Annotated in this window: 17 protein-coding genes; 16 read left to right on the top strand and 1 reads right to left on the bottom strand. The window is 48.3% G+C overall.

The window, feature by feature from the left end; translation table 11 throughout:
• The first annotated feature begins 4 nt into the window (after positions 1-4).
• The 8 genes from DUE52_RS32210 to DUE52_RS23940 all read left to right on the top strand — a co-directional run bounded on the left by DUE52_RS32210 (position 5) and on the right by DUE52_RS23940 (position 5,753).
• Complete coding sequence (locus DUE52_RS32210; protein ID WP_133299933.1) at positions 5-193, top strand: thioesterase domain-containing protein; 189 nt, start codon at positions 5-7, stop codon at positions 191-193.
• 500 nt (positions 194-693) lie between these two features.
• Positions 694-1,140 (top strand): HYC_CC_PP family protein, encoded by a 447-nt coding sequence (locus DUE52_RS32205; RefSeq protein ID WP_133299932.1) that lies wholly within the window; start codon positions 694-696, stop codon positions 1,138-1,140.
• 165 nt (positions 1,141-1,305) lie between these two features.
• A complete protein-coding gene (locus DUE52_RS23965) occupies positions 1,306-2,382 on the top strand; it encodes a YncE family protein (protein WP_114408599.1) in 1,077 nt (358 codons plus the stop codon).
• 10 nt (positions 2,383-2,392) lie between these two features.
• Positions 2,393-3,262 carry a DUF2911 domain-containing protein gene (locus tag DUE52_RS23960; protein WP_114408598.1) on the top strand — a complete coding sequence of 290 codons (870 nt, stop codon included), beginning with the start codon at positions 2,393-2,395 and terminating at the stop codon, positions 3,260-3,262.
• A 74-nt stretch (positions 3,263-3,336) separates the two neighbouring features.
• The gene (locus DUE52_RS23955) at positions 3,337-3,801 is read left to right on the top strand and encodes a DUF3347 domain-containing protein (RefSeq protein WP_114408597.1); all 465 of its coding nucleotides are present in this window, start codon (positions 3,337-3,339) and stop codon (positions 3,799-3,801) included.
• Positions 3,802-3,863: 62 nt separating this feature from the next.
• A complete protein-coding gene (locus DUE52_RS23950) occupies positions 3,864-4,430 on the top strand; it encodes a helix-turn-helix domain-containing protein (protein ID WP_114408596.1) in 567 nt (188 codons plus the stop codon).
• 320 nt (positions 4,431-4,750) lie between these two features.
• The gene (locus DUE52_RS23945) at positions 4,751-5,353 is read left to right on the top strand and encodes a helix-turn-helix domain-containing protein (protein WP_114408595.1); all 603 of its coding nucleotides are present in this window, start codon (positions 4,751-4,753) and stop codon (positions 5,351-5,353) included.
• A 187-nt stretch (positions 5,354-5,540) separates the two neighbouring features.
• Complete coding sequence (locus DUE52_RS23940) at positions 5,541-5,753, top strand: heavy-metal-associated domain-containing protein (protein WP_114408594.1); 213 nt, start codon at positions 5,541-5,543, stop codon at positions 5,751-5,753.
• 98 nt (positions 5,754-5,851) lie between these two features.
• On the opposite strand, the gene DUE52_RS23935 is transcribed toward DUE52_RS23940, so the two are convergent.
• On the bottom strand, positions 5,852-6,907 hold the full coding sequence (locus DUE52_RS23935; RefSeq protein ID WP_229312287.1) for a sialidase family protein: 1,056 nt from the start codon (positions 6,905-6,907) through the stop codon (positions 5,852-5,854).
• Between the two features lie 163 nt (positions 6,908-7,070).
• Here DUE52_RS23935 and DUE52_RS23930 point away from each other — a divergent pair, with 163 nt between their 5' ends.
• The 8 genes from DUE52_RS23930 (at position 7,071) to DUE52_RS23895 (ending at position 18,398) form a co-directional block, all read left to right on the top strand.
• Positions 7,071-8,147 carry a ferredoxin--NADP reductase gene (locus DUE52_RS23930; RefSeq protein ID WP_114408593.1) on the top strand — a complete coding sequence of 359 codons (1,077 nt, stop codon included), beginning with the start codon at positions 7,071-7,073 and terminating at the stop codon, positions 8,145-8,147.
• A 605-nt stretch (positions 8,148-8,752) separates the two neighbouring features.
• Positions 8,753-10,105 carry an efflux RND transporter permease subunit gene (locus DUE52_RS23925; protein ID WP_229312286.1) on the top strand — a complete coding sequence of 451 codons (1,353 nt, stop codon included), beginning with the start codon at positions 8,753-8,755 and terminating at the stop codon, positions 10,103-10,105.
• Between the two features lie 2 nt (positions 10,106-10,107).
• Positions 10,108-12,051, top strand: coding sequence for an efflux RND transporter permease subunit (locus DUE52_RS23920; protein ID WP_114408592.1), 1,944 nt, complete (start codon positions 10,108-10,110; stop codon positions 12,049-12,051).
• Positions 12,038-13,375 carry a TolC family protein gene (locus DUE52_RS23915; RefSeq protein ID WP_114408591.1) on the top strand — a complete coding sequence of 446 codons (1,338 nt, stop codon included), beginning with the start codon at positions 12,038-12,040 and terminating at the stop codon, positions 13,373-13,375. Before DUE52_RS23920 ends, DUE52_RS23915 begins: the two co-directional genes overlap by 14 nt.
• Before the next feature lie 19 nt (positions 13,376-13,394).
• Complete coding sequence (locus DUE52_RS23910; protein ID WP_229312285.1) at positions 13,395-14,759, top strand: heavy metal-binding domain-containing protein; 1,365 nt, start codon at positions 13,395-13,397, stop codon at positions 14,757-14,759.
• A gap of 2 nt (positions 14,760-14,761) precedes the next feature.
• Complete coding sequence (locus DUE52_RS23905; protein ID WP_114408589.1) at positions 14,762-16,585, top strand: efflux RND transporter periplasmic adaptor subunit; 1,824 nt, start codon at positions 14,762-14,764, stop codon at positions 16,583-16,585.
• Between the two features lie 65 nt (positions 16,586-16,650).
• A complete protein-coding gene (locus DUE52_RS23900) occupies positions 16,651-17,727 on the top strand; it encodes a class I fructose-bisphosphate aldolase (protein WP_114408588.1) in 1,077 nt (358 codons plus the stop codon).
• Positions 17,728-17,966: 239 nt separating this feature from the next.
• On the top strand, positions 17,967-18,398 hold the full coding sequence (locus tag DUE52_RS23895) for a 5-fold beta-flower protein (RefSeq protein ID WP_114408587.1): 432 nt from the start codon (positions 17,967-17,969) through the stop codon (positions 18,396-18,398).
• Positions 18,399-18,633 lie beyond the last annotated feature (235 nt).

Genomic DNA, 18,633 nt, shown 5'->3' with positions numbered 1-18,633 from the left:
TGTTATGTTATTTCGTGCCAAAAAACGAAGTTATTATCTAGATGATTTCGAGTTTCTTGGCTGGAAGCCATTTGCGTTAAAAGGGGTAACTATTTATGAAGTACCAGGCGATCATTTCAACTTATTTACAACGCCAAATGACAAGGAGTTTGCCCGGATTTTACAAGAAGTTTTAGACCGCTTGACCTGTTAATATGTTTTCAACTTTTTACTCCCCTTACCAATGGCAATTATTACCAATCTCGATCCCCAAAGAAGAGTTTTAGCCCACGGATTCCTCTTAGTAGAAGAGGTATCAATCGATGAGGAAGTTTGGTGTGCAGTCGAAGAGTATTTGGAGGAAAATGGGAAAGACAACGAACTCAGTTTTAGTTCTAACTTTCACATAAGCTCCGAAGGAAAGTGTATCGTCTATTTGTCGAAGAAAATTTTAGTTTGAATTTCGGGGATGCTGACTGCAAGGAGAAAGCGCGTCCCTACAATTATTCTATTTAAACTTGGCCACTTGCGCCGGCCAAGTTTATTTATACTGATAATGAACATATTAGTTTCTACTATTCCGTGATTATCCTACAACTTTGCGAAAGAATTCGGTTATTTCCCTCAATCTATAAATTTTGTAAATTCCTGCCTAAATCCTGTAACTGATTTATTGACTAGACCCCCTAAGTTTGTACCCGTAAGACTCTCCTCATGAAACTGACCTGGTATCACCGACTTATCTGCTTGTGGCTGGCAGCCTTTGTGCTGATCGGCAGCAGCGGGCATATCGTCGCGGAGCATTGGTGTAAGATGAGGGGAAAGTCGATGGAATTGCTGTTCACTAAGAAAGAGTGCAAAAAGCAGTGCCCGGATAAACCAAAATTTGCTTCTAATGAAACCGGGCCTATCATCTATAAATCACCCTGTTGCAAAGATGCTGAGCGGTTCGAGCGATTGGAACCCAAAAGCCAGTTTTCAATTAAAGCGACTGACCTGAATCCGCCTGTTACTGACTGGGCAGAGCATTTTGGGTTATTTCATTGGCTGACTACCCTATTGCCAATCGAATCGTACCATCCGACGCTTTATAGGGCTGATGATCCTCCATCCCGCTCTGTACGCTTTCGATTGACTAACTACTGTATTTGGCTAATTTAAGCCACCTTCACTCGTTGTAGGCTCCCCGCCTGCATGCCTTACTTTTTGTTTCTGGCACGTTCCGTTGTGGCAAAGAACCTTAGCTACTATCCGTACCTATATGGATATAGGTAATAAGGCACAAGTTTATTCTATCTCTTCATAATTTCGAAATTAACCCTGGCTATGAAAATCGCTTCGCGTTTCTTGCTGGCTATACCCCTCCTGATTTTATCAGGCTGTTGGAGAATGCAAGACACAACCCCACAATTAAACATTAATTACCCAGCGGCCTATGTCGTCAATGGAGAGAGTAACTCCGTTTCCATTATCGATCTTACTACCCAACAGCTAAAGGAAACTATTTCTCTGGGAGATGCTTCCATGGGCGGTCATTCGATGGGCGGCACGACTGATCAAATTATGTGGCCGCATCACATTTATCTTTCTCCGGATGGTACCCGGCTCAGCCTCGGCGTACCAGGAACAGACTTAAGTGGAGGGCACAGTGGCAGCATGGCTGGCATGAAAGGCCGCGTTGTCCTTCTGGACAGCCGCACCGGTAAATTGCTGGCCAACCAGGAGACTCCCGCAATGAATCACAATGCTGCTTTCTCTCCAGACGGCACCGAATTATGGACTGTTGAGATGGATGAAGCCGGGAAAGCGTTGGTGTACGATGCGACGACGCTCTCCTTAAAACAAAGCATTCCGGTTGGCGAAGAACCGGCGGAAGTGACCTTCTCATCCAATGGGCAATATGCTTTTGTAGCCAATGGTCATAGCAACAGCATTACGGTCATCCGGGTAGCTACTAAAACCGTAGTAAAAACGATTCCGGTTGGTGAAGATCCGGTTGGCGCCTGGCCGGGTGCCGATGGAAAAATGTACGTCGATAATGAAAAGGGCCAGAGTATATCCATCATCGATGTTGGTACACTTGCGGTTACAGAAACCATCTCTCTTGGATTTATACCGGGCTATGCGGCCTTTAATCCGGTTTTGAATGAATTATGGGTTAGTCAGGCGGCAAGCGGCAATAAAGTAGTGGTTTTTCACCGCATGAACGATGTCTGGATGAAAGCGGGTGAAATAGTTACAGGCCTTGATGCTCATGCCATTGCCTTTACAAAGGATGGATCGTTGGCTTATGTGACCAATCAGGGAGCAGGTTCAGTTTCCATTATTGACACAAAAACTCGCTCCAAGATCAAAGATATTGTTGTCGGTAAAAAACCAAACGGAATTGTACTAAAAAATTAAAATCTTATTCATGAATCAATTAAAAAAGAACACACGAACTCTCATAGCAGTTGGACTTTTGTCTTTAGTCTCCAGCGCCATTCGGGCTCAGTTGAATCTTCCAGAACCAAGCCCTTCCACGACTATTCATCAAAAAATCGGCTTTACGGATGTCACCCTTCGTTACTCCCGGCCGGGAGTAAAAGGACGGATCATTTTCGGTGGCCTGGTTCCTTTCGGAAAGTTATGGCGCACCGGTGCCTCTGATGCTACAATTATTACCTTTTCAGACTCAATGCGCGTGGCGGGGACTTGGGTCCCTAAAGGAGCATACTCCCTTTTTACAATCCCAGAAGATCAGCATTGGACCGTTATTCTCAACACTTTTGTAGAAGGGCATGGTACTGAAGGGTATAGTGAAAAGAACGATTTACTCCGACTCCGGGTAAAACCCCAACCTTCAACGCGGTTTTATGAGTCTTTCACCATCGAAGTCCAGGATCTGACCCGCAACAACGGCTGTATTTATCTGCACTGGGCAAATACTTCCTTGGCAATCCCCTTGGAAAGTACCGCCGACCGTCGTATCACTGCCGAGATTCTAGACCGTATAAATGTAAAAAAGGAAGATCGCCCTGGGCTTTACTATCAAGCGGCACTCTATTACTTCGATAATGAGAAGGACACGAAACAGGCGCTATCCTGGGCAACTAAAGCGGTTCAATTGAAGCCTGCATTTAATTATCTGCACTTGCAAGCGAAGCTTCTCGCTCGGCATGGCGACTACAAAGCTGCCGTTGTTGCGGCTAAGCAATCCGCAGAAATGGCAAAGGCTGAAAAAATAATCGATTATGTAATCATCAATAACCAATTCATCGCTGAGTGGGAGAAAAAACAGTAAAGGCAGGACAATGTCCCGATTTCCAAACATTAAACTGACAATCAATAAATTACCTTCAAACTCCAATTTATAACATGAAAACGATGCGAATGATAATTGCGGCCATAGGCCTGAGTTTATTCGGTCAGGCAGCTTCTGCTCAAGCCACAAAACCTGCCTTGATAGCTTATTTAAGTGTTAAAGATGCCTTGGTGGCAACCGATGGGGATAAAGCGAAAGCCAAAGCCGAAGAACTGGTTTCCGCTTTTAATAAAGTAGCAGCCAGTGCCCTCTCAGCAACGGATCAGAAAGCGCTGACTGCCGCGAAAGCGAGTGCTGCAAGCATCAGCAAAACAAGTGAAATAGAAGTCCAACGGGAACAGTTCGAAACGTTATCGAAAAATATGATCGTTTTGGCTAAATCTACCAAGCCCGGTAAAGCCTATGTTCAATTTTGCCCCATGAAAGATGCTTCCTGGCTGAGCGACAAAAAAGAAGTCGCTAACCCGTATTATGGAAGCAAAATGCTCAAGTGTGGGAAAGTGACAGACGAAATTTAAGTCTAGAATGGAGAGTGGTGCATGCCACTCTCCATATTTTAACCAAATTAATAATCATCGAAATGGCGATACAAGATCTGTTTATCAAAAATATGGTCTGTGACCGTTGCATTCGGGCAGTACGGCAAGACCTGGAAAAGCAGGGATACCAGGTTCATCGTATCGAGTTAGGTAAAGTAACGGTGGAAGCCCCTCACATTGATTTGCTGGCCATAGCCAATGCCTTGGAAGAGCAAGGCTTCGAGTTATTAACTGATCGCAATACACGCCTGGTTAATCAACTTAAAACGCTCATCATCGAGCTGATTCAAAGTGGCCGCATCATGCAATTGAAGACCACCTTATCCGACTATTTAGCACTACATATGGGAATGGATTACGCCCACCTGAGCCACCTCTTTTCCACATCGGAACATGTGACGATTGAAAAATACTGGATTTTCCAACGAGTCGAAAAAGCTAAGGAACTCCTCAGTTACCGTGAACTATCGATCCATGAAATTGCCATTCGATTGGGATATAGCAGTGTGGCTTACTTGACAAACCAATTTAAGCAAATTACAGGTCTCACTCCAGCTGCCTATCGGAATCGCAGTTCTTCAGATCGTAACCCTCTTGATTGGATTTAAATCGCTTATCTAACTCAAGTTAATTCCTATAAATACTTATTTTTACCAGCATATTGGACTGTTTACGGCACGAACTGATCCTTACTCTAAAATTCCCCTTACTCGCTTCTTTCTTCAATTTTCCCTTCCAGCAAGTTTGCCCCTGTTCCGCCCTGTCCTATTTTTTAAACCAACTCGACGAACTTGGGTCTTAACATTGGTCAATGGCATCAAGGGGTTTCGGACCAACAATTCTGTAAAATTGTACGCCAATTTTGTAATAGAAATCCTTCAATTCTAAGCGAGATTTGTCCGTTCTCTACAAGTAAGATTGATTAAACATGGAAGATGTGCAGACCATTGCCATTAAAGGACTGAAAGGGTCCGGCAGACAAGAAATTCTACAGCATAAATTAGCTACAATAGGAATTCAAATTAAAACCAGCCATGGTAATTGGCTTACCCTTTCCGGATTATCCCAAATTAATGCCAAATACTTACTGGACGAAGCATTACATGCTTTGAATATGACTCGGCTGGACGAAGCTTCCCAAATTCTTATATATCGGACGCAATCCTGGATTGAGCTGGAGTTGGACAAATTAATACAACAACCTATCGCCTGGAATGAGTTGAAATTGTGTTCCACTGAATTAGGAACATCCGCAAACCAATTAGACGCCCTATTTCTAATCGTAGAAGGCGTGAGCTTTGAAAAATACCTTAACCTTCAGCGCGTAGATAAAGTAAAAGAACTCCTGGTTTATACCGACTGGCCTCTCCCTTTTCTAGCCGAACGAATGGGTTACGAGTCGGTCCAACAAATGGCCGGCCATTTGATCAGGGAAACAGGGCTACCGGTTACTCACTTCAGAGCCCTTCACCAGGACCGTCAACGATTAAGGCAGGAGGTAAAAGCAATTCAAGCACTATCTACCCGGTAATTTTCTCGATCCTTCATTTCACTTTTTAAATAAAACCATTCTAATAGTGCAGACATTCGATAATTTACACAACACGTGAGGCAGGTTTCAACAATGTTACAAATCGGTTCCGGAATTTTGTAACATCCCCTTTACGTTCTACGACGACCTTTGCATCAGTAATTTGTTTTATTAAAAAATGTCCATTATGGAAGCGGTAAAATTCAAAACCAATATCAAGTGTAGTGGTTGCATTGCCAAAGCAACACCATTCCTCAATGAAGCGGTTGGGGCAGAAAATTGGGAAGTCGATACGGAGAGTCCCGATAAGGTATTAACCGTTGTGGCCGAAGGAATTTCGGCGGAACAGGTTAAAAAAGCCGTAGAGAACGCCGGTTATAAAGCGGAACAACTGAACTGACCGGTAACAATCCCACACCAATTTAAACGACAAAGACGGCCCTTGGAACCGTCTTTGTCGTTTATACGCGTATGTACGATCCGGTAAAAACCGAGAACCTACAAAGCAATCGAAGCTACTTTAACCTGCTTTTCACTTTCCCAGGTACAAACCATAACGGAGCCCGCGAAGGCGATACTGGGTGTCTGCCCTTTCCCTACCTCAATCGGCTTTTGATTGACCGGCTGAATAAAAATAACCCCATCTTTTTGCCAGGTGGTTGCCCAATGATCGGCTACAGCCGCTATGGCCACATTCTTTCCCTGACCCAGCAATAGCTCGGATTCACCAGGCCGACACTGATACAGCGAACTTTCACGTCTCCATACCGTAATAGGCTGGCCGTCCTTGGTTAGGGCTATTCCTCCACCATCCATGGGACAAGCTTTCAGCTTCCACGTTCCCGTCCCAAGTTTTTGCGACGGCAGGAATTTCTTGCCTCCATCTTTTGATCCAGCTATATACAGGTCCCGCGAGCCATTGACCGAATTTCGAAACATGACGTATACATGATTACCCTTCGCAGCCACCGACACCCGGCAGCATTCGCACACGGTTTGGTCGGGCGACTGGTAAATCACTTGGTTTGCTGTCCACGTACGCCCCCCGTCCGTTGAGCGGGAACCCACAATTTTATTATGATTATCCCCCCGAAGATCAAGCCAGACCGCATAAAAGGGCCCATCGTCCGATCCGGCGATCGCATGAAAACCCTCTTTGGCAATTTCCGGCTGGTCGTTGATCTGGACCGCTGGTGACCACTTGCGGCTGGCGCGAGTCATGGAATAGGCCATGACATTTCCAGTCTGGTTCATCGCCGTAATGAGTACCGTTTTATCAGTGACCGCAATTTGGGGGCCACGGGTAGCGCCCAAGACCAATTTGGGGAGATGGGCAACCGGTACGGGCCGGGAGAATGATTTACCCTTGTCCACTGACGAAGCATAAAATACCGTATCATTCCGACCAAATACCAGGTGAATGGCCCCCTTTCGGTCTGCGATAATAACGGGCATTTTCCCGGCGGCCAGCGTCTGATCCGTTTCAATCGGTTTAGCCGCCCAAAAAGACAGTAGAAAAAGGAAGAAAAAGCAAAAACGAAACAGGGTTCTCATAGCTAATACGATTTAAAGCCTAAATAAATAGAAGAATTCGAGGTTACCAACGGGCCTTACCCGGTTGAGCCCCTTTAACAAAAAACTACAAAGCTTCCCGGCAATTTTGTAACGGACTGGCTACTGCCGACCTCTAGTTTTGTGCGGTTGTCTAAAGAATACCATGAAAACGAGCCTTTCCATTAAACGAGTCGTACACCCTACGACTGATTCAGTAACGCTTTATTTTGATACCCCGGAAAATGGGTTTACCTATTATCCAGGTCAACACCTGGCCGTGACGGCGATTGTGGGCCAAAAACCCATTACAAGGACGTACTCATTGAGTACATCTCCTGTAATGGATTCCGAATTAGCCATCACCGTGAAACGTATCCCCGATGGAGTTCTGTCGAATTACCTGGTTGATTACGCCAAACCGGAAATGCCGTTGACCATCGAGGGACCTCTAGGCCAGTTTTATACGGTTCCTGACCCGGTTAACCAGCGTCATTTGGTTCTATTCGCTGGAGGTAGCGGCATTACCCCATTGTATTCGATGATCCGGTCGATACTGTATGCCGAGACCAATTCCGTTATTTCTTTAATTTATGCGAATCGATCCTGGGAAAGCGTCGTATTCCGGGAAGAATTAAACAAGTTGCAGATTGCCCATCCAGATCGGTTTTCGGTCTATCACGCCCTCGATCAATACTCGGATTTATCCGATACGGAACTTAAACGGGTCTATTTTAAAGGAAGCCTCAGTCGCCTATTGGTTAAGAAATTTATTGCCCGGCTCCAGACTCTGATTCCCTTGCCAACCGAATTTTATATGTGCGGGCCCTTTGGATTTATGCAACTCATCGAACAAGCACTCGAATCCCTGAATATCCCAGCCAACCAACGCTTTAAAGAGCAATTTTTCGTACCTGCTCAAGAAATGAATCCCCAACGCGATTATTCTAACCTTCCAACGCAAACCGTTCAGGTCCTTCACAACGGTCTTACTCAATCCTTCACGGTTCCCAGCGGTCAAAGTATTCTGGATGCGGCCTTGGCCGCTGATCTAAAACTACCTTATTTGTGTCGGGAAGCGCAGTGCGGTAGTTGTCGGGCTCAGTTACTCCGGGGAAAAGTAGACATGGAACGAAATCATAGTTTAACGGTGGACGAAATAGGGGCTGGCCAAGTATTACTATGCCGCGGATTTCCACTTACACCGGATGTAATCGTCCAACCACTTCAGAATCAGCTCTGATGCAAGGATATATTTCGAAATTTTGTAAGACCGACACTTAATTTTGTAACACGCATAAATCCGCAAAGCCCTATTTTTGCCTAGTAGAAGAATAGTTACGTATGCGATCACTCAAACACATATCCTTATTGAGTTGGATTCTCTGGCTCGTGACGGTAAGCACCGGTCTAGTAGCAGCACCGGCCTGTGTGGCTATGCAAGCGTCAGCCTGTCCCTGCTGCGAGGTACCCGTGTCGGAGTGCCAGGATATGACCTGTCTTTCCTCAATTGAGCGTCCCGCACTTCTTCTGAGCACAATTCAGGTCGTTGCCCCACCAGCGGATCATCAACCCGTTTTAAAACCTCGACCTAACTTTGCGCTGCTGTATTGCTATTTGCTGGCCCAGTCGGATTTGGCAACCCGGCGTAGTTTTTCTTACCTTCCTACATCTCCCGTCCGGGATATTCTCCTGCTTGTCGAAACGTTCAGACTATAAGCCAGGCAACTACATACCATTGACCTTGTGGTCTTTCGGTTATTCCCCTAAAACAAAAGCGCGTAACTCAATGATATCTACCAATTGGTAGGTTCAGCGCTATCTATTTTGCAATAACGTATTCTTTTTATGATTGAGCAACTGATCCGGTTCTCGCTAAGAAACCGCTTTGTCGTGCTACTGATTGCCGGTGGGCTATTTGGATGGGGCATTTACTCCGTAAAAACTAGTAAAATAGACGCCATCCCTGACCTTTCCGAAAATCAGGTCATCGTCTTTACCGAGTGGATGGGGCGCAGCCCTCAACTGATCGAAGATCAGATTACCTACCCGCTGGTAACGAACTTACAGGGCCTCCCGCAGGTAAAATACGTACGTGGCACGTCCATGTTTGGCATGAGTTTCGTCTATGTCATCTTTAATGACGACACCGACGTTTATTGGGCCCGGGAGCGGGTCCTGGAGCGGCTTAACTATGCATCCAGGCTCTTGCCAGGCGGAGTCTCACCGACACTTGGACCCGACGGTACCGGCGTCGGTCACATCCTATGGTACACCCTTGACGCACCGGGTATGGACCTGGGCGAGCAGCGGGCCATCCAGGACTGGTACGTTGCTTTCGGCTTGCAAAACGTACCGGGAGTAGCTGAAATTGCCTCATTTGGCGGCTTTCAGAAACAATACCAGGTCACTGTTGATCCGAACAAATTAACGTACTATGGTCTGTCTGTACCCCAGGTGATAACGGCGATCCGCACCAATAATAATGAAGCCGGAGGGCGTAAATTTGAATTAAGCGGCATTGGCTACATCATCAAGACGACGGGGTATTTAGGCTCAGTCGAGCAGATTCAAAATATTCCGATCAAAACCCTAAACACGGTTCCGATTCGCGTAGCCGATGTGGCTACAGTTCAGATGACGGGAGCTACCCGGCTGGGCATCTTCGATTTGAATGGAGCTGGCGAAGCGGTAGGCGGTATCGTGGTGATGCGCTACGGAGAAAACGCTGACGAGGTCATCGGCAATGTTAAAAAGAAGATGGAGGAAGTTGCCAGGGGATTACCCCAGGGCGTCAAGTTTAATATCGTCTATGACCGTAGCGGGCTGATTCAGGAGTCGGTCAGTAGCATTCAGCACACCCTCATGGAGGAAATGATTGTCGTCTCGCTGGTGGTGATTCTTTTTCTATTGCACTGGCGGAGTGCCATCAGCATCATTGTTCAGATTCCGATCACCATCGCTACCAGTTTTATTCTGCTGAACGCCTTCGATATTTCGTCCAACATCATGTCCCTAACGGGAATTGCCCTGGCCATCGGGGTCATTGTCGACAACGGGATTATCATGGCTGAAAACGCCTATAAAAACCTGGCCGTCCGCCAGGCTGAACTGACGGCGGAAAGCAGGAAGGTGGGGGCGTACGAGAAAACGAATGAAAATAAACCGGAGTCTACTCCCCATCCCCAAACGCAACCGTAATTATGTGGACGAAAATAAAACGCGGGTTCGGATTTGGACCCAAGAACTACATCGAAGTTCCCGAAGAAGAGCGGCTGGCGATTATTGAAAAATCCAGTATTCAAGTCTCCCGAGGGGTGTTCTACTCGACCATTATCATCATCACGTCGTTTCTGCCCGTGTTTCTTCTTACCGGGCAGGAAGGCAAGCTGTTTCACCCGCTGGCCTGGACTAAAACGTTTATCTTGCTAGTGGATGCGGTCCTCGTCGTCACGCTGGCCCCCGTGATGCTGTCCCTGTTTTTGAAAGGTCGCTTCAAGGACGATCACGCCAATCCCATTAACCGCTTCCTGGAGCGGGTCTATGAGCCCCTCATCCGGGGCGTGTTGCGCTGGCGAAAAACCACCCTGGCCATTAATCTGCTGGCTCTGGCCATCAGTATCCCCATGCTGCTGAGTTTAGGGTCGGAGTTTATGCCCCCCCTTGATGAACAAAGCATCCTGTTTATGCCCGTCACGCTACCGGACATTTCCAACGCCGAAGCCAAGCGAATTTTGCAGGTTCAGGACAAGATCATTAAGTCGGTGCCGGAGGTGGACAAAGTTCTGGGCAAGGCCGGTCGGGCTTCAACCGCAACCGACAACTCCCCCATTAGCATGATTGAGACCATTATCATGCTCAAACCCAAGTCGGAGTGGCGGGAAGGCATTACCAAGAAAGCGATTATCAACGAATTAGACGCCAAGCTACAAATTCCGGGTGTAATCAACGGTTGGACGCAACCCATTATTAACCGCATCAACATGCTGTCCACCGGTATTCGCACGGACGTGGGAATCAAGGTTCACGGTCAATCGCTGGATAGCATTTATGCGGTGTCTGAACAGGTCAAAGCCGCTCTCGAAGGCATAGCGGGGGTAAAAGACCTGTACGTAGAACCCGTCACGGGCGGCAAATACTTAACGGTGGACATCAATCGCGATGCCTTGGGGCGCTACGGACTGAGCGTCGATGATGTCAATGGGGTAGTTGAATCGGCCATTGGCGGCTCGCCGATCGGTCAGACCATCGAAGGGCGTCGGCGGTTTGCCATTAACGTCCGACTGGCGCAGGATTACCGAAACAGCGTGGAGCGCCTTCGGCGCATCCCCATTGCGACAGCCGCTTTCGGGACCATTCCGCTATCCGCAGTAGCAACCTTGAAATTTGAGGATGGCCCCCCGATGATTACCTCGGATAATGCTCTGTTGCGTGGGGCGGTGATGTTCAACGTGCGCGACCGCGACTTAGGCAGCACGGTTGAGGAAGCCATCGCCAAAGTAAATGGGGAGCTTAAACTGCCGGGTGGTTACTTTCTGGAATGGAGTGGGCAGTACGAAAACCTGATTCGGGGTAAGCAAACCCTGCTGCTGATCGCACCGATTGTGCTGGTCATTATTTTTCTGTCGCTCTATTTGGCTTTTCATTCGGCCCGGGAAGCATTTTTAAGTCTGATCACCATTCCCTTTGCCTTAATCGGTGGTGCCTACATGGTTTACTTCTACGGGGTCAATCTATCGGTAGCGGTGGCCGTTGGCTTTATTGCCCTGTTCGGCATCGCCGTGGAGACGGGGGTGGTGATGGTCATCTATCTCAATGATGCCATGCGAAAACTGGTCGAGCGGAAAGGCAATTCCAGAGAAACCATAAGCCCGCAAGATTTAAAAGAGTCCGTCATCGATGGGGCTGCCAAACGGTTGCGGCCCAAAATCATGACGGTTTCGGTGGCCCTGTTTGGCCTCGTGCCCGTTCTGTGGGCGTCAGGCGTAGGCAGCGATGTGATGCTACCCATCGTCCTGCCGATGATTGGTGGTGTTTTAACTTCCTCGACGCATATTCTGCTGGTAACTCCACTCATCTTTTTGATGACCAAGGAGTATGAATTAAAAAAATACGGTAAACTGGACGTATCCGATGTTACGCATTAAATCCCCCTATTTTCTGGGTTTAACCTATCTCCTTTGCCTGACCGGGTTTGCACAAACCGCTCCAGGCAATACGGTTGCCGAACCAGCCATCCTTTCCAGCCCAGCAAATCGTAACCCGAATGATCGCGGCCCGGTTCTACGGCTCGATAGCATTCTGGCGGTCATTGACGCCGGCAATCCCCAACTCCAAACATATGGGAATCGCGCGGCTTCCCTGCGGGCGACGGCGGAGGGCGCCAGGAGCTGGATGGCCCCGATGGTGGGCGCCGGAACATTCATGATGGCCTACCCACGAAGCTATATCATGGAAGAACGCGACAAAGGTTCGGTAATGATTTCCGGCGAACAGGCCGTTCCCAATCAGGCCAAACAACGGGCACAGGTAGCTTATCAACGCTCCCGGGCCTCCGTCGAAGAAGCCGGGAGGGCGGTTAGTTTCAATCAGCTACGGGCGCAGGCCAAGCAACTTTACTACGAATGGCTGGTAGGCGAGCAGAAGCAGGCGGTCCTGATCGAAAATCAGCAAATTTTGCAAACGATGAAGAAACTGGCGGACATCCGCTATCCCTATTCGAAGGGTAGCCTGGGAAATATCTACAAAGCCCAGGCCCGGCTTTACGAATTGGATAATATGCTGTTGATGGTTAAAGCGGAGATTGACCAGAAACGAATTGGGTTGAATACGTTGATGAACCGACCCAAAACGGAGCTTTTTACGATTGATACGACCTTAATCATTCCGAAAGACCTGTCCCTGTCGGAGGTAACCTTGATCGACACGGCGCTGATTGCCGGCAATCGAAGCGACATTCGACGCATGGATCAGACCATTCGTTCCATGTACTTTGGCATCGAAGCCCAGAAAGCGGAGCGCAGACCCGAGTTTAGAATTCGTTTCGACCATATGTCTCCCCTCGATAAAGGGATGCCCAATCAGTTCACGGCAATGGGGATGGTGACAATTCCTATCGCTCCCTGGTCTTCGCGGATGTACAAAGCAGAGATTAAAGGTATGAAGTATGAGATCCAGGCTATGCAGAAAGAGCGGGAAGCGATGCTCAATGAAACGCAGGGCATGGTTGCCGCCATGCAGACGGAGTTACGCAACATGAAGCAGCAGTTGGACAATTACCGGGAGCGGGTCATTCCGACCTTCCAGAAGAATTATCAAACGCTAATGATTGCCTACGAGCAAAATAAAGAGCAGTTACCGGTCGTGATCGATGGCTGGGAAACGCTCAATATGAGCCAAATGGATTACCTGAATCGCTTGCAAGACTATTACCGAATGATTGTCGCTTATGAACGTGAATTGGAAAAATAGAGGAATTTCCCTCCTGCTAATGACCGGACTACTGTTGGTAGGTTGCCAGTCGAAGAACGGGCAGAAATTACTTGAAGGTGATTCCCGCAAATTGAACGAAGGTACACACCAGGGGCACGCTCATCAGTCCGTGGAAGAGGAATACACCTGCCCGATGCACCCGCAGATTGTACAGGACAAGCCCGGAAGCTGCCCAATCTGTGGAATGGATTTGGTAAAGAAAGCCAGTGCAGGCGACAGCGTAGTAATTGACACGGACTTAAAAAACCTGCTCAAGCCCACGAACTCCGCTGTGGTGGCCACGATATCGACCGTACATCCCGAACGACGCCGTGAAACCGTCGAGTTGAAGGCTAACGGCATTGTTACCTACGATACCCGGCGACTTTTTACCATTCCCACCCGATTTGGCGGTCGGGTTGAAAAGTTATTCGTGCGCTATAACTACCAGCCCATTCGAAAAGGGCAGAAGCTGCTGGAAATCTATAGCCCCGATATCGTTACGGCCCAAAGGGAGCTACTTTTCCTAGTGAGTGCCGACGCAGATAACCAGCCTTTGATAAGCTCCGCCAAACAAAAACTCAGGTTGCTCGGTGTCACCGATAACCAGATTGCTGACTTGATCAGGACCGGCAAGCCTAGCTATTCGCTGGCGGTATTTAGTCCCTACGACGGGTATGTGGTAGAAGAATCAGCGCCTGTACCAGCCGCATCGACACCACCTAGCGAAGCTTCGGGCGGCATGAGTGCCGACGGCATGAGTAGCGGTTCGGATGAAATCACCTTCACCCAACCCGCTCCCGCGTCAGCTGGCATGGGTAATGATCGGGTTTCTCCGCTGTTGTTGCGTCAGGGGCAGTATGTACAGACTGGTCAAACCCTATTTCGGGTGGTAGACCCCAGCCGACTTTGGGCAGAATTCCGGCTATACGCCCGGGATGCGACCGGGGTCAAACCAGGCGATCCGCTAACCATATCCTTCGACCAGGCTGGCCAGCCTTCACAGTCAGCCCGGGTGAGTTTCATTGTGCCTTTTTTTGAGAATGGGGGCACCGGGGCGTCGTCAAGCTTCGTGACAATCCGCGCTTACCTTCCAGGAGGAAAAAATAAGCGCGTGGGCCAATTAGCCCGCGCCATTATCCGACAACCGGCCCGGGAAGGGCTATGGCTGCCCGCGACAGCCGTGCTGGATTTAGGAAACGAACGGGTGGTATTTATTCGCCAGAATGGAAGTTTTAAGCCGGTACGTGTACAAACCGGTGGCGTTTCTGGTCATCGGATTGCCATTAGGGGCGGATTGAGGGAAGATCAGGAGGTAGCCCGAAATGCCCAATTTTTGATTGATAGTGAAAGTTTTATCAACGTTTCTAATTCAACCGAATAACTATGCTCAGGCAATGGATATATGGATCAGCCGCTCTGCTGGTGCTGCTGAATGCAGCCTGCCAGTCGGGCGGATCAACCGCGACTAAAACAAAGGATACAACTCAACTTCAGGCCGATACCCACCCGCATCTGGTTGGTGGATCGGATGGACATTCTCATGGTCCTGAGCAGGCCGGTGGAACCACATATACCTGCCCGATGCACCCGCAGGTTATACAGAGTGCCCCGGGAACGTGTCCAATTTGTTCTATGGATTTAGTACCGGTTACCAAAACCGGTGGAAAAGTGGCTGACCGTTCCGCCGTCGCGATTATGCTGAGTGAAAGTCAAATGCAACTCGCTAACGTAACCGTACAACCGGTCTCGGCGGGCAGCATTAGCAACGCAACGGTGCTCAACGCCCGATTGGCAGCCAATCAGGAGCAAATTGAGGTCATCAGCAGTCGCGTATCCGGACGAATCGAGCGGTTGGTTGTCAAGGAATCCGGCCAATTTGTGCGCAAAGGGCAGGTACTTTACGAAATTTATAGCGAACAACTCCTGACCGACCAGCAGGAATATCTGGTGGCTCTTCAGCAGGAAAATGAACTCAAGGAACCTCGTTATGAACAGTTTCGCAAAGCGGCCGAACAAAAACTACGGCTTTCAGGCATGACACCCGATCAAATCCGTCAGTTGGCCCGCACCCGAAAGGTGCAACCGCGCATCCCGTTCGTGGCTCCGGCTGGCGGAACGGTGACGGAGGTAGCGGCCAGTGAAGGCCAGTACGTGAGTGAAGGGGCTTTGCTGTACCGTTTGGTGAACCTGGGGCAACTTTGGGTGGAGGCTGATCTCTACGCCGGCGAATCGAATTATATAAAAGTCGGGGATCAGGTTGGGGTTGAGGTGGTCGGCAGCGAAGAAAGGCTGAATCTGACGGCACGGGTTGCGTTCATTAATCCGGAATACCGAACCGGAAGCCAGGTGCTGACGATGCGGGCGATTTTGGCTAATCCGGGCAGTAAATTTCAGCCCGGCCAGCAGGCGCGGGTATTCATCCGGCATGGTATCCAGCGTGGGCTGACTCTGCCGACGGATGCGGTCGTACGGGCTGGCGACGGAGCGGTTGTGTTCATTCAGACGAGTACGGGCACCTTTCAGCCCCGTAAGGTCGAAATCGGCACCGAAACCGACCAGCGCGTGGCCATCACGAAGGGTTTAATCGGTACCGAAAAGATTGCCATGTCGGGAGCTTACCTGCTCTACAGCGAATTGATTCTGAAAAAAGGGATTAATCCGATCACGGCCAAAATCGATGAGGAGAACGTTCAAACGGCTCCCAATCAGAAAAAAGCTCCTGTCGTAGCGCAAGCGGCTTCAACCAACGTTCAGCAGACGCCTGACGTCTTTAAAAAACAACTGACCCTGGTGTACGAGGCTTCACTAAAACTGACCGAAGCCTTGATTCGGTCGGATGCCCGGCAAGCCCAAACCGCAGCGGGTGGGGCGGAGAAGGCCATTTCCAGCGTAGATATGAATTTACTTTCCGGTGCGACGCATCAGGAATGGATGAAACATGAAAGCACTATGAACGCGGCCCTGAAAATCATTCGCACCACGAATAATCTGGAAAAACAGCGTACGGCTTTTGCCGGTTTCGAGGATGAGTTATACCGGAGTGTGAAAGCGTTTGGCATTACTGATAAGCCTGCTTACCGGCAGTACTGCCCCATGGCCCAAAACAACAAGGGAGGCTATTGGCTGAGTGATCAAAAAATCATTCGCAACCCTTATTTTGGGGAAGCGATGCTAAGCTGCGGGGAAACCAAAGAGGTTATTCAATAAGTTTTGAAAGACAGATTGGTTCGATCTATCCGCAAGCTAAATTTTCTATCTTAACTAGCGAAGCCATGAATACATCAGAAATAACCAATTTATTGGGCGAAGAGGCAGAAAGTCTGTTGACCCATGTGTCCCAAACCATCTCAAAAGAGCAACTTCACCTTCCGGGGCCTGATTTTATTGACCGGATATTCGTACCGTCTGATCGATCTCCTCAAGTGCTTCGAAGTCTAGGGCATCTCTTCAATCATGGCCAATTGACCGGGACCGGTTATCTGTCGATTCTTCCCATTGATCAGGGCGTCGAACACAGCGCCGGGGCTTCTTTTGCCGGAAACCCCCTCTATTTTGATCCCGAAAATATTATCCGGTTGGCGCTGGAAGGCGGCTGTAATGCAGTCGCCACCACATTCGGAGCACTGGGTATTGTGGCCCGGAAGTATGCACATAAAATTCCATTTATCGTTAAAATAAACCACAATGAATTACTAACCTACCCTAATAGGTACGACCAGATCCCATTCGGAACCGTGAAGGAAGCCTGGAATCTGGGGGCTGTTGCCATTGGCGCAACGATCTATTTTGGCTCAGAGGAATCAGGTCGGCAGATTGTTGAAATTGCCCGGGCGTTTGAAGAAGCGCACTCCCTGGGAATGGCCACTATCTTATGGTGCTACCTTAGAAACAACGCGTTTAATAAAGGGAAAGGAGAGGATTACCATGTAGCCGCCGACTTGACGGGTCAGGCTAACCATCTCGGCGTTACGCTACAGGCAGACCTGATTAAACAAAAACTTCCGGAAATCAACGGAGGCTTTCAAGCCCTCAATACAGGTGAGAGTAGTTACGGTAAACCGGATGATCGGATTTACACCCAACTCAGCAGTAAACACCCCATTGATCTATGCCGCTACCAGGTAGCCAATTGTTATATGGGCCGCGCAGGACTTATTAATTCCGGAGGGGGCTCCCTCGGGGCCTCGGATCTAAGAGACGCTATCCGCACGGCTGTCATCAACAAGCGGGCGGGCGGGACTGGTCTGATTTCGGGCCGCAAAGCGTTTCAGCGGCCGTTTGAAGAAGGCGTAAAGCTTTTGAATGCAATCCAGGATGTGTATTTGGATCCGGAAGTATCAGTAGCCTAATTCATGTCGTATATTAAGCTACTGATACTAATCAGCCAAACAACCTTTATAGGGTTATGACTAAAATCTATATCATATTTCTGTATGATTAGGATCAGCTAATTGATTTAGAAAACTATACACCTTTGTACCAGGCCAAACAACGTATGTAAGTTGAATCAGGAGATAATTCTCTAGAACTACTCACTATACGAATTTTCAGGACCTTCATCTGAAACCAATTCTATCATCATACAACTATGAAATCATTCACTTTTTTTATTCTGCTGCTTTTGGGGTTCATTTCCGTTTCCATTTCTTCATCTGCACAAAGCCAGAACTACAAACATATTGGGCATAACGGGGAAATTAAAGACGAACGAGGAGTCACCATAGGCAAAGTGACGAAGGACCAAATTATTCAGGACAGTCATGGCCAGAAAATTGCCTTTATCGACAACCAGGGCAATCTCATTGATGCCAAAACCAACAAAAAAATGGGCCGTATGGGTAAGGATGGCAAAACGTACTATAATGTCAATGGGGATATTGAGTTAACAATTAAAGACAATGGAAAAACCTGTGATGTTTACGACGCTAAGGGAAAGAAAATTGGTAATGTGCACAGCAGCTTAAAAGGTTCTGCCTGTGCCTTGGTCTGTTTTCAGGAGCAACATGTCAAAAAGCCATAAATATATTTGCATCATTTTTTAGCTTCGAAGCAATAGATTCTGTTCATTAATCAGCAGGAGTAAAAGTTAACAAATACCAGAAACTTAACTCCAATTCAGTTGTTGTATCATGACAGAGCAATTTGACCGCGTAGGCGACCACGTTCGACCAGTTTCAGGCTCAGACCATTAAAGCCCTGTACGCGGGCAAGACTCTCACCGATGGAAATGGCGTATTTGCTCCTTTACTGAAGCA

Origin of the sequence: Larkinella punicea (genome assembly GCF_003334855.1) — a bacterium.
Classification (GTDB): Bacteria; Bacteroidota; Bacteroidia; order Cytophagales; family Spirosomataceae; genus Larkinella; species Larkinella punicea.
This window is presented reverse-complemented; position numbering and strand designations above follow the sequence as displayed.